Origin of the sequence: Micromonospora sp. H33 (assembly GCF_052068455.1) — a bacterium.
Taxonomy (GTDB): domain Bacteria; phylum Actinomycetota; class Actinomycetes; order Mycobacteriales; family Micromonosporaceae; genus Micromonospora.
The window spans coordinates 503,326-516,789 of record NZ_JBQHDE010000001.1; the positions used below are offsets into that span (position 1 = coordinate 503,326).

The 13,464-nt window shown below is 70.7% G+C and carries 19 protein-coding genes; 7 read left to right on the forward strand and 12 right to left on the reverse strand.

What is annotated here, in order from left to right; all coding sequences use genetic code 11:
* Position 1: 1 nt before the first annotated feature.
* On the reverse strand, positions 2-880 hold the full coding sequence (locus ACTMS0_RS02370; RefSeq protein WP_441153408.1) for a L,D-transpeptidase family protein: 879 nt from the start codon (positions 878-880) through the stop codon (positions 2-4).
* A gap of 177 nt (positions 881-1,057) precedes the next feature.
* Here ACTMS0_RS02370 and ACTMS0_RS02375 point away from each other — a divergent pair, with 177 nt between their 5' ends.
* On the forward strand, positions 1,058-2,737 hold the full coding sequence (locus ACTMS0_RS02375) for a DNA repair helicase XPB (protein WP_441153409.1): 1,680 nt from the start codon (positions 1,058-1,060) through the stop codon (positions 2,735-2,737).
* Positions 2,738-2,810: 73 nt separating this feature from the next.
* Here ACTMS0_RS02375 and ACTMS0_RS02380 read toward each other — a convergent pair whose 3' ends face one another.
* The 3 genes from ACTMS0_RS02380 to ACTMS0_RS02390 are packed head-to-tail and all read right to left on the reverse strand — an operon-like array spanning position 2,811 to position 3,799.
* Entirely contained in the window at positions 2,811-3,176 is a 366-nt protein-coding gene (locus ACTMS0_RS02380) for a hypothetical protein (RefSeq protein ID WP_441153410.1), read from the reverse strand.
* A gap of 36 nt (positions 3,177-3,212) precedes the next feature.
* Positions 3,213-3,554, reverse strand: coding sequence for a type II toxin-antitoxin system HicB family antitoxin (locus ACTMS0_RS02385; RefSeq protein WP_441153411.1), 342 nt, complete (start codon positions 3,552-3,554; stop codon positions 3,213-3,215).
* Entirely contained in the window at positions 3,554-3,799 is a 246-nt protein-coding gene (locus tag ACTMS0_RS02390; protein WP_441153412.1) for a toxin HicA, read from the reverse strand. Before ACTMS0_RS02390 ends, ACTMS0_RS02385 begins: the two co-directional genes overlap by 1 nt.
* Positions 3,800-3,925: 126 nt before the next feature.
* Between ACTMS0_RS02390 and ACTMS0_RS02395 the strand changes: the two genes are divergently transcribed.
* On the forward strand, positions 3,926-4,108 hold the full coding sequence (locus ACTMS0_RS02395) for a hypothetical protein (RefSeq protein WP_441153413.1): 183 nt from the start codon (positions 3,926-3,928) through the stop codon (positions 4,106-4,108).
* A 52-nt stretch (positions 4,109-4,160) separates the two neighbouring features.
* Here the strand turns inward: ACTMS0_RS02395 and ACTMS0_RS02400 are convergent, their stop codons facing one another.
* Positions 4,161-4,436, reverse strand: coding sequence for a DUF6966 domain-containing protein (locus tag ACTMS0_RS02400; protein ID WP_441153414.1), 276 nt, complete (start codon positions 4,434-4,436; stop codon positions 4,161-4,163).
* Positions 4,437-4,484: 48 nt separating this feature from the next.
* A complete protein-coding gene (locus ACTMS0_RS02405) occupies positions 4,485-4,721 on the reverse strand; it encodes a winged helix-turn-helix domain-containing protein (protein WP_441153415.1) in 237 nt (78 codons plus the stop codon).
* A 370-nt stretch (positions 4,722-5,091) separates the two neighbouring features.
* Between ACTMS0_RS02405 and ACTMS0_RS02410 the strand changes: the two genes are divergently transcribed.
* Both ACTMS0_RS02410 and ACTMS0_RS02415 read left to right on the forward strand, forming a co-directional pair.
* Positions 5,092-5,367: a DivIVA domain-containing protein gene (locus tag ACTMS0_RS02410; RefSeq protein ID WP_441153984.1), complete on the forward strand. Its 276-nt coding sequence runs from the start codon at positions 5,092-5,094 to the stop codon at positions 5,365-5,367.
* Positions 5,364-5,630: a hypothetical protein gene (locus tag ACTMS0_RS02415; protein ID WP_441153416.1), complete on the forward strand. Its 267-nt coding sequence runs from the start codon at positions 5,364-5,366 to the stop codon at positions 5,628-5,630. Before ACTMS0_RS02410 ends, ACTMS0_RS02415 begins: the two co-directional genes overlap by 4 nt.
* A 76-nt stretch (positions 5,631-5,706) precedes the next feature.
* On the opposite strand, the gene ACTMS0_RS02420 is transcribed toward ACTMS0_RS02415, so the two are convergent.
* Positions 5,707-6,672 (reverse strand): zinc metalloprotease, encoded by a 966-nt coding sequence (locus ACTMS0_RS02420; protein ID WP_441153417.1) that lies wholly within the window; start codon positions 6,670-6,672, stop codon positions 5,707-5,709.
* 255 nt (positions 6,673-6,927) lie between these two features.
* Here ACTMS0_RS02420 and ACTMS0_RS02425 point away from each other — a divergent pair, with 255 nt between their 5' ends.
* Complete coding sequence (locus tag ACTMS0_RS02425; RefSeq protein ID WP_441153418.1) at positions 6,928-7,053, forward strand: hypothetical protein; 126 nt, start codon at positions 6,928-6,930, stop codon at positions 7,051-7,053.
* 87 nt (positions 7,054-7,140) lie between these two features.
* Here ACTMS0_RS02425 and ACTMS0_RS02430 read toward each other — a convergent pair whose 3' ends face one another.
* The 4 genes from ACTMS0_RS02430 to ligD (ACTMS0_RS02445) form a co-directional block, all read right to left on the reverse strand.
* Positions 7,141-7,899 (reverse strand): TIGR03089 family protein, encoded by a 759-nt coding sequence (locus ACTMS0_RS02430; RefSeq protein WP_441153419.1) that lies wholly within the window; start codon positions 7,897-7,899, stop codon positions 7,141-7,143.
* 50 nt (positions 7,900-7,949) lie between these two features.
* Complete coding sequence (locus ACTMS0_RS02435; RefSeq protein ID WP_441153420.1) at positions 7,950-9,065, reverse strand: hypothetical protein; 1,116 nt, start codon at positions 9,063-9,065, stop codon at positions 7,950-7,952.
* Between the two features lie 171 nt (positions 9,066-9,236).
* Positions 9,237-10,148: a non-homologous end-joining DNA ligase gene (gene ligD, locus ACTMS0_RS02440; RefSeq protein ID WP_441153421.1), complete on the reverse strand. Its 912-nt coding sequence runs from the start codon at positions 10,146-10,148 to the stop codon at positions 9,237-9,239.
* Positions 10,138-11,079: a non-homologous end-joining DNA ligase gene (gene ligD, locus ACTMS0_RS02445; RefSeq protein WP_441153422.1), complete on the reverse strand. Its 942-nt coding sequence runs from the start codon at positions 11,077-11,079 to the stop codon at positions 10,138-10,140. Before ligD (ACTMS0_RS02445) ends, ligD (ACTMS0_RS02440) begins: the two co-directional genes overlap by 11 nt.
* 85 nt (positions 11,080-11,164) lie before the next feature.
* Between ligD (ACTMS0_RS02445) and ku the strand changes: the two genes are divergently transcribed.
* A complete protein-coding gene (gene ku / locus ACTMS0_RS02450; RefSeq protein WP_441153423.1) occupies positions 11,165-12,178 on the forward strand; it encodes a non-homologous end joining protein Ku in 1,014 nt (337 codons plus the stop codon).
* Between the two features lie 13 nt (positions 12,179-12,191).
* Here the strand turns inward: ku and ACTMS0_RS02455 are convergent, their stop codons facing one another.
* Positions 12,192-12,584 carry a PPOX class F420-dependent oxidoreductase gene (locus tag ACTMS0_RS02455; RefSeq protein ID WP_441153424.1) on the reverse strand — a complete coding sequence of 131 codons (393 nt, stop codon included), beginning with the start codon at positions 12,582-12,584 and terminating at the stop codon, positions 12,192-12,194.
* A gap of 153 nt (positions 12,585-12,737) precedes the next feature.
* Between ACTMS0_RS02455 and ACTMS0_RS02460 the strand changes: the two genes are divergently transcribed.
* Complete coding sequence (locus tag ACTMS0_RS02460) at positions 12,738-13,379, forward strand: FKBP-type peptidyl-prolyl cis-trans isomerase (RefSeq protein ID WP_441153425.1); 642 nt, start codon at positions 12,738-12,740, stop codon at positions 13,377-13,379.
* The last annotated feature ends 85 nt before the right edge of the window (positions 13,380-13,464 follow it).

Below are 13,464 nucleotides of genomic sequence, written 5' to 3' on the forward strand. Positions count from 1 at the left end.
GTCACCCGGAACGGCTGCCGACCAGCACCACGCGGCTGCCGATCCGGCCGAGCTCCCAGTAGCGGACGGCGTCGGAGTGCAGCAGGTTGACGCAGCCGTGTGAACCGATCGAGCCGTCGTGCAGGTAGGTCGTGGTCTCGTGGAAGCCCATGCCCCGCGTGAAGTGCTGCCAGTACGGCAGCCACACCTCGTACGGGTTGGACCACTCCTTCAGGTTGCGGCGGTCGATGGTGAACGTTCCGGCCGGGGTGCGGAAGCCGGCCATGCCGGTGCGGGTCACCGTCGGCTTGACGATCACCCGGCTGTCGCGCATCACCCAGGTGGTCTGCCGGGTCAGGTCGACGCAGAAGGTGAGCCCGGGGCGGTCGCCGCACACGTCGGTGTCGGTGGTGGCGAGTCGCTTCGCCACGTCGTACGTCGTCGGGCCGGCCCGGCCGATGGCGGGGCGGATGTCGTACCGCCGCTGGAACCGCTTGATGGCGGCGCAGTCGGCGGCGGACTGGCGGCCGTCCACGGTCACCGCACCGAAACCGCCCAGCCGGGCGAGGTACGTCTCGACCTGGCGCTGGTGCTCGCCCTGTGGGCAGCCGGCGGGCGAACTGCTCGGCCGGGGCGAGGTGCGGCTGGGCTTCGGCTCGGCCGCCGGACTGGACCGAGGCGTCGTGGGCTTCGGCTTCGGCTTCGGCGATGACGTCGCCGGGGCCGGCCGGTCCGGCCCGGGCGTACCGCTCGCCCCCGTTGGCTGCTCCGCCGCCCCGGCCGGCACGGGCCCTCCGCCCCCACCGCCCTCGGCCTGCGGATCGAACGCGCACGCACCGGCGCCGACCAGCGTGACCACCGCCACGGCGAGGAGCCGGGTGGCGAGCCGGAACCTGATCATGGCGCCTCCCCTGGGACGGTTGTCTGCCCTACAGACGTACGACACGGGCGCAACGGTTGCACCCGGTGCACGTTTTCCTGACGGCCGGTGAATGCGTGCAACACTGGATGGTCGGCCCGCGGCAGGTCACGCCCGCACCCGGCGGCCGGCGACCCGAGATCGAGGAGAGGCGCTTCCGTGAGTGGTGGACCCCTGATCGTGCAGTCGGACAAGACCCTGCTGCTGGAGATCGACCACCCCGACGCGCAGGCCTGCCGGATGGCGATCGCCCCCTTCGCCGAGTTGGAGCGCTCCCCCGAGCACGTGCACACGTACCGGCTGACGCCGCTCGGCCTGTGGAACGCGCGGGCCGCCGGCCACGACGCCGAGGGCGTGGTGGACGCGCTGATCAAGTACAGCCGCTACCCGGTGCCGCACGCGCTGCTGGTCGACGTGGCCGAGACGATGGACCGGTACGGCCGGCTCCAGCTCGCCAACGACCCGGTGCACGGTTTGGTCCTGCGGGCTCTGGACCGGGTGGTGCTGGTCGAGGTCGCCAAGAGCAAGAAGCTTGCCGGCATGCTCGGCGCGAAGATCGACGACGACACGATCGCGGTGCACCCGTCCGAGCGGGGCCGGCTCAAGCAGGCGCTGCTCAAGCTGGGCTGGCCGGCCGAGGACCTGGCCGGGTACGTGGACGGCGAGGCGCACGCGATCGAGCTAGCCGAGGCCGGCAAGGAGGGCCGCAAGCCGTGGACGCTGCGGTCGTACCAGCGGGAGGCCGTGGAGGCGTTCTGGGCCGGCGGCTCGGGCGTGGTGGTGCTGCCCTGCGGCGCAGGCAAGACGCTGGTCGGGGCGGCGGCGATGGCCGAGGCGAAGGCGACCACGCTGATCCTGGTCACCAACACGGTGGCCGGGCGGCAGTGGAAGCGGGAGCTGATCGCCCGCACGTCGCTGACCGAGGAGGAGATCGGCGAGTACTCGGGCGAGCGCAAGGAGATCCGCCCGGTCACCATCGCCACGTACCAGGTGCTCACCTCGCGACGCGGCGGCGCGTTCACCCACCTCGACCTGTTCGGGGCCCGCGACTGGGGTCTGGTCATCTACGACGAGGTGCACCTGCTGCCCGCGCCGATCTTCCGCTTCACGGCGGATCTCCAGGCCCGCCGCCGGCTCGGGCTGACGGCGACCCTGGTACGGGAGGACGGCCGGGAGGGCGACGTGTTCAGCCTGATCGGCCCCAAGCGGTACGACGCGCCGTGGAAGGACATCGAGTCGCAGGGCTGGATCGCCCCGGCCGACTGCACCGAGGTACGGGTGACGCTGACCGACGCGGAGCGGATGGCGTACGCGACCGCGGAGGCCGAGGAGCGCTACCGGATGGCGGCGACCGCGCGCACGAAGCTGCCGGTGGTCAAGGCTCTGGTCGACCGGCACCCGGGCGAGCAGACGCTGGTCATCGGCGCGTACATCGACCAGTTGCACCAGCTCGGGGAGTACCTGGACGCGCCGATCGTGCAGGGGTCCACGACCAACAAGGAGCGGGAGCGACTGTTCGACGCGTTCCGCTCCGGTGAGCTGCGCACGCTGGTCATCTCCAAGGTCGGGAACTTCTCGATCGACCTGCCGGAGGCGGCGGTGGCGATCCAGGTGTCCGGCACGTTCGGGTCACGGCAGGAGGAGGCGCAGCGCCTCGGCCGGGTGCTCCGGCCGAAGGCCGACGGCCGGCAGGCGCACTTCTACACGGTGGTCTCCCGGGACACCATCGACACCGAGTACGCGGCCCACCGGCAGCGCTTCCTCGCCGAGCAGGGGTACGCGTACACCATCGTCGACGCCGACGACGTCCTCGGCCCGAAGCTCCCGACCGTCGATTAACCCAGCCGAGACGGCCGCCCGCGCCGGCTGTCGAGCTGATGTCAGAAGCGACTCGACGGGCGACGCCCGCCGGCTATCCGACGTACCAGTCGAACAGCTCCCAGCCCGGTGGCGTCGCCATGACCAGCAGCATCAGGATGCTCGCGGCGCTGACCACCGCCAGCGGACGCCACTGACGCCGCTCGGCCCGGAAGTCGGCCGAAGCCAGCGCCGGCACGGCCACCAGCAGGCACAGGAGGGCCGGGGCGAAGCCGATGCCCACCGCCACGACCGCCGGCCACGACCACCCGGGCGGAGCCTGCTCGGAGAAGTAGGGCGCGTCGGTGAGCAGGTACGCGACTACGCCGTAGCCGTACGCCAGGACGACGAGCAGCTGCGTCCACACCAGCGCCGATACCAACCGGCTGCCGAGTACCGGACTGTCCACGGTGGTCTGCATCGCAGCAGGATAGCGAGCGGTGTCGCCGCCCACGGCTCAGGCGGCGCTGAGCTTCCGCAGCACGTACTGGTTGAGGCTGATGCCCTCCTCGGCGGCGTGGATGGCCAGCTCGCGGTGCAGGCTCTCGCCGACACGGAGGTTGAACTTGCCGGAGTAGCTGCGCTCGGAAAGCGGCTGGGGCACCTGTTCGCCCTGCGCCGTCATGTCCGCGATCACGTCACGCAGCAGCTCCTGGAGGCCCTGCAGCGCCTCGATCTGCGAGGGCGCCAGCCAGGAGAGGGACGGAAACTCGGCGCAGGTGGCGACGAACTCGCGATCCTCGGCCGACCACGTGACACGGTAGGTGTAGTGGGAGATATCCGGGTGGGTTTCCGACATCACATAGCCTCCTTCTTGTCGATCGCCTTGAGCACCTGTCGCACCTGATAGGCCTTCGCCTTGCCCTTGTCGTCCTGGATGTTGACCCGCGGGTCGCCGGCCCAGGGCATCTTGAACACCGCATGGGAGGTGCCGGTCTGGCGCGGCTTCCCGAAGTAGTGCTCACACACCCGATAAAGATCGTTGTATGCGATGTTCTGCTGGTTCTTCCGCATCGCTTCAACGAGCTTGGCTATGGACGACACTCGGAAATGGTACTACCGGCGGTACCAGCCTACAACTCACGTGCCGGTTATCCTGCGCAGCGTGGGCTTGAGGCGAAGAAGTACACCGCCAGATGCGTACGCTCGGGCACCTGGTGGGCGATCAGCGTGCCGGAGATCAAGGGCCTGTTCTCTCAGGCTCGTCGTCTCGACCAGGTCGAAGAGATGGCACGTGAAGCCGTCGCCCTCATGCTCGACATCGACCCGAACAGCTTCGACATCGACGTGCAGCCCGACCTGCCGCAAGAGGTACCCCGCGCCCACAAGGGCCACAGCGCGTCTCGCAGTTAGCGTTCCACATCGTCGGCGGTGCACGGGCAAGGTTCAGGCAGGGAGCCGGTCGTCACACCAGCCGCCAGACTTCCTCGTACAGCTGATGGCGTAGTCGGTCGAAGGCCGGATGCTCCGGCAGGACCCCGTTCCGGTCCTGCAGTACGAGATCCTGAAAGCTGCCCATCCCCCCTCGGTACAGGGCACGGATGTCCCGCAGCACCGCCACCCGCGAAGCCCCATCCGCTTGCTCAAGCCGCACGGCGAGGTCGGCCAAGTGCTGCGACACGGATTCTCCGAAGGGAGCCACGGCGGCCAGGGCGGACATCTCCCGCAGGATCTTCCGCACCCTCACACTGCCTGCTTCAGCGGCCACGTCGAAACCATTATCCCTCCGTCACGGTCGACGGCCCCGCGACGACTCCGCGACGAAGACGCCGCGACCCGGACGGCCGACCAGCACACCCTGCCCCCGCAGCTTCGCCACCGCCCGGTGAATGGTCGACACCGACACGTCGTAGTGGTCGGAGAGTTCCTGGGTGGACGGTATCTGCGACCCGGGTTGGAACTCGCCCACCTCGATCCGCCTCAGCAGATCCTTGATCAACTCGTCCATGGTCGGCGGAATTGGCACGTGAAGGCCCCTTGCAGTCGGTTGGCCCTCCCAGTATCGAGCACCAGGTGAAAGAGCGGCAATAACTGAAGGAGGTGCAGCAGGCAGGCGCTAGCCAGATCCGACAGGTAAGAGAGCGTCGACAGAGGTGAGAGGTATCGGTAGCGTCGCTCTCGGTGATGCGGTTCCGCTGCGGTCGGTTGGCGCCTCTCGTACCGGTCTCGCATCGCCGCCGAGACCTCACCCTCCGCGCTCCCCCGGCGCGGCCCTGCCGCCGTACCGCCGATCGAGGCTGCGGTGGCAGGGCGGGGCGGTCTCCGCCGTCCCAACCGGCGGAGACCGCCCCCTCCACTCTGACTCGATCCGACGAAGGGCGGGCACCGTGCGCAACCTGATCCGTCGGCTGACGGGCCGGCGCGAGAAACCACGTCCGGCAGAAGTCCGTCCACCCCAGCGACTACGGCCCTGGCAGATCCGCGAGCGGTGCTTCAACGTCCGCCGACGCGGCCTCGACCCCGTTGAGATCCGCGCCTTCCTGCACCAGGTAGCCGACGAACTCACCGTCGCGCAGACCGCCCTGGTCGCGGTGCAGGAGGAGAACGTACGGATCAAGAATGCCCTGCGCGCGTGGCAGAGCGCCCAGTCGGCGAACCACCGCTACCGATGACCGAGCGCTGGGTGATCCACCTGCCGGTCACCGCGCCCGATCTGCACCGGGCCCGGATCTTCGCCCGTACCGCCGCCCGGGTGCTGGCCCGGCTCAGCGCCCGGGTCGAGCCGGGCGGGGTGACCGTCTCGGCCGAGGACCAGCAGAACGTACGCCATTGGGTCTTCTGTGACCGGCCACTGCCCGGCGGCGCGCGGTGTGCGCTGCCGGTCGACCACACCGCGCCCTGCTCGCGACGCGCACCGTGGCTCGACCGCCGGTGACGGCGGCCGGCGCCTTGGTCCAGAGACACGAACGGGGTTGACGAGCCGCTGGCCCGTCAACCCCGACGCGTGGCGGTTAGTTCTTGACCCCACCGGCTCGGAACGCCACCCAGGCGTCGCTCATCCGGTCCGCCTGGCCCGCGGTGAACATGTTCATGCAGGAGTCCTGCGTGTAGTCCATGAAGTTGTGGATCGGGTCGATCCCGGGTGCGGTGCAGGTGTCCGCGCCGACCGGGCAGTTGAACTGCGGGTGCGCCTCGCGCGGCGTGTCCGCGACGAAGTCGCCGGAGGCGGAGCAGCCGTGCGCGAAGGTGTGCTCCAGCATCAGCCAGTGCCCCACTTCGTGGGTCAGCGTGTCACCCAGGGCGTACTTGCCCGCCGTTCCGCCGGGCATCGACTCGTCGAGGATCACCACGCCGTCGATGTAGTCCCGGCCGTTGTTGTAGCCCTTCGGGAAGTACGCCCAGCCGAGGAGCCCGCCGCCGATGTTCGCCGCGTACACGTTCAGGGTGCGGGCGTCGCCGGTGTACAGCGCCTTCTTCATGTCCCGCTCGTTCTTGCCCGGCACGACCGTGTACCAGTCGCTGTTCACCGTCCACGTCGTGTCGACGAGGTCGAACCGGAACGGCGTGTCGGAGGCGTCCGGCGCCGTGCTGCCCGAGAAGGAGTCGTTCAGAACCTCCATCTGGTCCGCGATCATGGTGTTCCAACGCGCCGTCTCAGTTGCGGTGAGCGGGTGGTCGGAGACCATGTGGAAGACCGTGGGGATGGTGACGCTGCCGTTGGCCAGCCGCGGCGAGTCCTTGATCACGCCGTATGCGTTCGCCTCGTTCTTCGAGTACAGCTCCGGCTCTTTGGCAGTGGCGCCCTCCGCCACGCGCGCGGTGCTGTGCTCGTCGGTGCCCGGCTCGCACGCCTCGACACCCGGGGAGGCGGTCGTCGGCGCTGCCGAGGCCACCGCCCCGGAGGCGCCACCGCCCGCCAGGAAGGTGGCCGCGGTAGCGGCGAGGACCGCCGCTCGGAAAGTTGGTCTCCTGTGCATCGTTGCACCTTTCAGGGGATGTATCCGGTGCGGAATCGACGCGGGGTTGCCATGACCAGGTCGATGACGTCGTCGTCCCGGTATAAGAACACGCGGTTGCCGTCCGGCAACAGACCCTGAGCAGACGAAACGCCCGACCGACACGGTGAGCGGCCGGGCCGAGGCCGGCGCATGACCGCCGCCTCCGGGGGTACGCGAGCGGCGACACAGGAATCGCCATCTCCGATCTGGCGTACCCGAGAAGAGAGGCATCCGATGAAGGACAGAATCCTCAAAGGGCTGAAAAAGAGCACCAACACGATCATGATTCGCCGGCGGCGCAGGGATGCCACGATCACCAAGCCGAGCCGCTCCAAGCGGCCGGGCAGGCTGTTCCAGTGAGCCTTCCGCGCCCGGCCGCCGGCCGGCGGCGCACGGTGTGCTCGCCCACCGATCCTCCGCCGGGCCGGCGGCGGTGCCGGCGCTTATTCAGAGCACCCGCGTGACGCCCTCGGCGCTGATCAGGGCGTCCCGGCGGGCCGGGTCGAGATTGGCGCAGAGCACGACCGAGGCGCCGGCTGACAGCGGGGCGAGCAGCCACTTCAGCGGCTGCTCGTGCTCGGCGACGTCGACCAGCAGCCGGTCGCCGGCGCGGAGGTCGAGCTGGTCGGCCACGGCCTTCGCGATCGCGCCCCACTCCCCGTAGCTGGTGCCGTCCGCGCTGGCCGGATCCGTCCCACGGATCGTCGCGTGGTCCGGCGGAGCATCGGTGTGGCGGAGCAACTCGACCGACCAGTCGAGCCAGCCGGCGGGCACGTCGACCAGCTGCCCGGTTCCGACGACGTACCGGTGGAGCCCCTCGGGCACGTCCTCCAGCCAGTCGTCGAGGCGTTCCGGGGAGACGAAGACCGCGTCGTACGGCCGGTCGCTGCCCGGCTCGAGCACCGGCAGCCCGGCGGTGGCCCGCGGCCGGAACGACACCGCCATCCCGACGGCCCAGGCGCCCAGCAGCACGGCGGCGGTACGCCAGTGCGGCGGCAGTAGCACCGCGACCCGGCTGCCCGGGGCCAGCCCGCACCCGTCGCGCAGCAGGCCGGCGGACCGGGCCGCCCACCGACCCAGCTCCGGCGCGGTCAGGTCAACGCGCTCACCGGTCGCGCCGTCGAGCCAGGTGAGCAGCGCGGGCGCGTCGGTGCCGGCCGGCACCCCGACGGCCGGCACGGGCAGCGTCGCGTCAATCGGTGTCACCGCAGACTCCCCTCGACAGGCTCCCGCCCACCCTACGGAGCCCGCATCTTCTAGTTGGGGATGGCGTACGGGCCCTGCCACGGGCCGCCCCCGTCCGCCCACGACACCCAGCGCTCCTGACCGTTCACGAACACGTCGAGCTGGGTGTTGGACTGGAAGGCGGCGGCCGGACGCGTCCCAGGGGGAGCGTGTCCGGGGTTGGTGATGCCGACCGGCCCCGCCCAGGTGCCCAGCCCTGCCACCCAGGAGACGTTCAAGGCGCCGTCGTTGCCGACGAAGAACACGTCCAACTGGTTCGCCGTCTGCGGGGTGGCGACCAGACCGGCGCCCGGGGGTGCGACGCCCGGAGGGGTGATGCCGACGGGCCCGTCCCAGTTGGCCGGGCCCACCACCCACGAGACGTACAACGTGCCGTCGTTGCCGACGAAGAACACGTCCAACTGGTCCCGCGACTGCATGCCCACACCGAGCTTGGCGCCCGGTGGTGCGATGCCCGGTGGGCTGATCCCGACCGGCCCGGCCCAGTTGCCCACCCCGATCACCCACACGACCTGCAGCGCACCGTCGTTGCCGATGAACAACACGTCGAGCTGATCCGGTGTCTGCTTAGCGGCGATCACGCTGGCGCCGGGCGGCGCCACTCCCTCGGGCGAGATCCGGAGAGGTCCCCGCCACACCTCACGGTCGACCTTCCACGAGACGTAGAGCCCTCCGTCGTTGCCGATGAAGAACACGTCCAACTGGTCGGAGCGTTGGTGGGCCGTGGCCACGCTCGCGCCGGGCGGGGCAAGGCCGACGTCGCCGATCCGCTCGGGAGCGTCCCACGGATTGAGCCCCACCGTCGACGTGACGTAGAGGGCACCGTCGTGTCCCACGAAGAAGACGTCGAGTCGCGCCATGTATCCGACCGCGTCGACGCCTGCCGGTGCGTCCGGGTAGACCCCCAGGGGAACCAGACCGCCTGCCCCGGTGGCGACCTCCGCCCCGGCCGGTGCCATGGAGCCGGGACTGATGCGCACGGGCCGGTTCCAGGCTCCGAGGCCCACCACCCACGACACGTACAGTCCGCCGTCGTTTCCGACGAAGAAGGTGTCGAGCTGATTTCCGCCCGAGTGGACGCCCTGGTAGGCGGCGGCCACGGGGGCGCCGGGAGGTGCTGGATTCATCGTCGGGGCCCCTAGCCTGACGTGCTCGACCGAAAGCTTCTCGGCGCGAACCGATCCGATGGACAGCCCCAGGTCCAGGGCCGAAGCTACCGGACGAACGAGCGCGGCGGAGGGGCTCCCACCTGCGGAAACACGACGTTCACAGCCGACGGCGACCGGCCGCGGGACGGATCACCCGGGCAGCTCCGGGCCGCCGTCAAGGAGCGGGGCGAGCAGGTCGCCGGACTTGTCCACCCGCTTGAGCACCTCGGTCGCCGTGTACGGCTTGGTCGACGGCCGCTTGCCGGCCGCTCCGGCGGAGACCTCGTCCCAGGTCAGCGGCGTCGACACCGACGGCACCGCCTGGGCCCGCAGCGAGTACGGCGCGACCGTCGTCTTCGCCGCGTTGTTCTGGCTCCAGTCGATGAAGACCTTGCCCGGCCGCAGGTTCTTCGCCATCTTCGACACGATCAGCTTGGGGTGCGCCTTCTCCAACTCCTGCGCGATCCGCTTGGCGTAACCCGAAACCAGATCGGAGTCCTGGGTGCCGGCGATCGGGCAGCAGAGCTGCATGCCCTTCTTGCCCGACGTCTTCGGATACGACTCGATCCCGTCGTCGGCGAGCCGGTCGCGCATCAGCAGCGCCACTTGGCAGCACTGCTTCAGCGCCGCCGGCGCGCCCGGGTCCAGGTCGACGACCATCATGTCCGGGTGCTCGCCGACCTTCCACTGCGGCGTGTGCAGCTCGAGCGCGGCGAGGTTGGCCAGCCAGACCAGGGTGGGCAGGTCGTCGGCGACCACGTAGTCGATGGTCTCCCGCCCCTTGCTGGACCCGGGGGCGGGCAGCGTCTCGGTGCGTACCCAGCCGGGCGTGGCCGCCGGGGCGTTCTTCTCGAAGAAGGAGCCGCCGTCGACGCCGTTGGGATAGCGGATGCGGGTGAGCGCCCGGTCCCGCAGGTGCGGCAGCAGCACCGGCGCGATCCGGGTGTAGTAGTCGATCACCTCGCCCTTGGTGAACCCGGCCGCCGGGTAGAGCACCTTGTCCAGGTTGGACACCTCTAGCGTGCGCCCCTCGACCTCGACCCGGAACCGCTCAGCCGGCATCCTCGACCTCCTCGGCGGGCTTGTCCGGCCGCAGCCGCAGCACCCGGGGGAAGCGCAGCCGCCCGTCGGGGGTGCGCTGACCGTACTTGACCTCCACCACGACCCGGGGTGTTACCCAGATCGCGCCCCGGGCATCCTCGCGCGGGACATCATCGGCGAACGGCGACCCGCCGCTGCGCAGCGGCTCCAGCTCGCGCAGCAGCTCGCGCTCCAGGGCCGCCCCGATCCCGCCGCCGACCCGGCCACGGAAGGTGAGGCGGCCGTCCGGCCGGGGCACCCCGACCAGCAACCCGCCGATCTTCCGCGCCCCCGGCCGCCAGCCGCCGACGACGAAGTCGCCGGTGACCTCCAGCTTGACCTTCACCCAGTCCGGCGAGCGCACGCCCGGCCGGTAGGCCGAGTCGGCCCGCTTGGCCATCACCCCCTCCAGGCCGTGCTCCCCCGCGGCCTGGTAGGTGGCCGGGCCGTCGGGAAAGACCGGGGGTACGGCCCAGCGCGCGCCGCCCAGGCCGAGCCCGTCGAGGGCTGCGCGCCGCTCCTCCCAGGGCCGGCCGGTCAGGTCGACGCCGTCGAGCCGCAACAGGTCGAAGATCATGTACGTGACGGGCATGACCGCCGCCAACCGGGCGGCCTTGTTCCGGTCCCGGACGTGCATCCGCTCGGCGAGGGCGGTGAACGACGGTTGCCCGGTCTCACCGAGCAGCACCACCTCGCCGTCGAGCAGCGCGTCGTCGACCTGCCGGTGCAGGGTGGCGAGTTCCGGGTACGCGGCGGTGATCTCGACACCGGAGCGGGCGTACAGGTGCTGCCCGCCGCCGGAGATGTCGGCGAGGGCCCGGACCCCGTCCCACTTGAACTCGTACGCCCAGCCGGCACCCGCCGGGAGCTGCCCGGTCATCGCGAGCATCGGCTTGATCGGCGCGCCGGGCACGACCCGACTGTAGTGGCACGCGGAACGCCTCGCGCCCGCTTCGATCGGATGGGAGCATGGTCGATACCGGGGAAGGGAGTGCAGGATGCGGGCCATCTGGAAGGGAGCCGTGTCGTTCGGCCTGGTCTCGATCGGGGTGAAGCTGTACTCCGCCACCGAGGAGAAGGACATCCGTTTCCACCAGGTCCACCGGGATGACGGTGGCCGGATCCGCTACAAGCGCACCTGCCAGGTCTGCGGCGAGGAGGTCAGCTACGACGACATCGCCAAGGGGTACGACATCGGCGGCGGCGAGATGGTGATCCTCACCGACGAGGACTTCGCCGAGCTGCCGCTGAGCACCTCGCGCGCGATCGACGTGCTGGAGTTCGTCCCCGCCGAGCAGGTCGACCCGATCCTCTACGCCAAGTCGTACTTCCTGGAGCCGGAGGGCTCGGCCACCAAGCCGTACGTGCTGCTGCGTGACGCGCTCACCGACTCGGAGCGGGTGGCCATCGTCAAGGTGGCGATCCGCCAGCGGGAGCAGCTCGCGACACTCCGGGTCCATCAGGGCGTGCTGCTGCTCAACACCATGCTGTGGCCGGACGAGATCCGGACGCCGGACTTCGGCTTCCTCGACGAGGACCTGAAGGTCCGGCCGCCGGAGCTGGCGATGGCCAGCTCACTGATCGACTCGATGGCCGGCGACTTCCAGCCGGACGCCTTCACCGACGACTACCGGGCCGCGTTGCAGGAGGTCATCGACGCGAAGGTGGAGGGCCGGGAGGTCGTCCAGCCGGAGGAGGTCGAGGAGGCCCCGGCGGCGGCGGTGGACCTGATGGCCGCGCTGAAGGCGTCCGTCGAGCGGGCCAAGGCGGCCCGCGGTGAGGCGCCGGCCCGTGGCGCGGGCGAGCCGACCCCGATCTCGGCGGCGCGCTCGGCGCAGAAGAAGGCGGCCGAGAAGAAGGCCGCGAAGGCCCCGGCGAAGAAGGCCGCCGAGAAGAAGGCGGCCCCGAAGAAGGCCGCCGCCAAGAAGACGGCGGAAAAGAAAGCCGAACCGGCGAAGAAGGCGCCGGCCAAGAAGGCCGCCCCGAAGAAGGCCGCCCGCAAGACCGCCTGAGGCGCGCGCGACGTCAGCCGCGGCCGAGCTTGTGCGTCGGGCGGATCTTCACGATCACCCGCTCCTCGCCGGGCTGGCGGAACGGGTACGTGTCCTGCCCCAGGTACTTCTGCGCCATCCGGTCGATGTGCTCCTCGGCGCCCTCGTCGACCAGCTCGGCGGTGCCCTTCACCCAGAGGGTCCGGAAGTCGTTCTCCTTGTCGGCCACCGACACCGCGACCATCGGGTTGCGCCGGATGTTGTCGTACTTCACCCGGCCCTTGGCGGTGTTGAAGATGATGTGCTCCCCGTCCGTGTCGACCCACACGGGTGTGACGTGCGGGGTGCCGTCGACCTCGATGGTCGCGACGTGGGCGAGTTGCGGCTCGGCGAGCAGGGCAACGTCGTCGTCGGTGAGGATCGCCATATCCGTGACGTTACCGGCGTCCGACGACAGCGGCCCGGAGATCGCCCCGCGCAACCGACGCCTGCACAGCGGGGATCCGGGCGGGTACCGTGTGCGTCGGCCTTCCCCCCGGCACGCGGTGCCGGCCACCACTTCGAGCAGGGAGTCGACGCCGTGAGCGAGCGTACGCAGAACCGGTCCCAGAAGTCGGAGCGGCGGCTGGCCGCCCAGCTCGCCGCGCAGAAGGCGGCCGAGGCGAAGCGCCGCCGGCAGGCCTGGGCCGGCGGTCTCGCCGGTGTCGCCGTGGTGGCGGTGCTGATCACCGTGTTCGTGCTGGTCGGCCGCGGCGGGGACGAGGCGGACCAGGCGGCCGGCACCCCGTCGGCGAGCGCCTCCGCGCCGGCCGCCGCCGGCGGTGCGGGCGCCCCGCTGCCGGCCGGGGCCGACCCGGCACTGAACACCAGGCCGGCCGTGGAGGCGGGCAAGGGCGACCTCAAGAAGCTCGTCGTCACCCCGCTGATCAAGGGCACCGGGCCCGAGGTGAAGACCGGCCAGACGATCACCACCAACTACGTGGGCGTCTTCTACGCCGACGGCAAGGAGTTCGACTCCTCGTGGAAGCGGGGCGAGCCGGCGAGCTTCCCGATCGGCGTCGGGCAGGTCATCCCCGGCTGGGACCAAGGCCTGGTCGGCGTGACCGTGGGCAGCCGGGTGCAGCTGGACATCCCCGCCGAGCTGGCGTACGGCGCCAACCCGCCGGCCGGCGCGCCGACCGGCCCGCTGCGCTTCGTCGTGGACGTGCTGGCCGCCCAGTGACCGGGCGGATCGTCCGGGATGTCGTCCCGGCGTGATGCAGTTGCCCACAGAGGGCTTCCGGCCCGTCACCCCCCGGCAGTAGGTT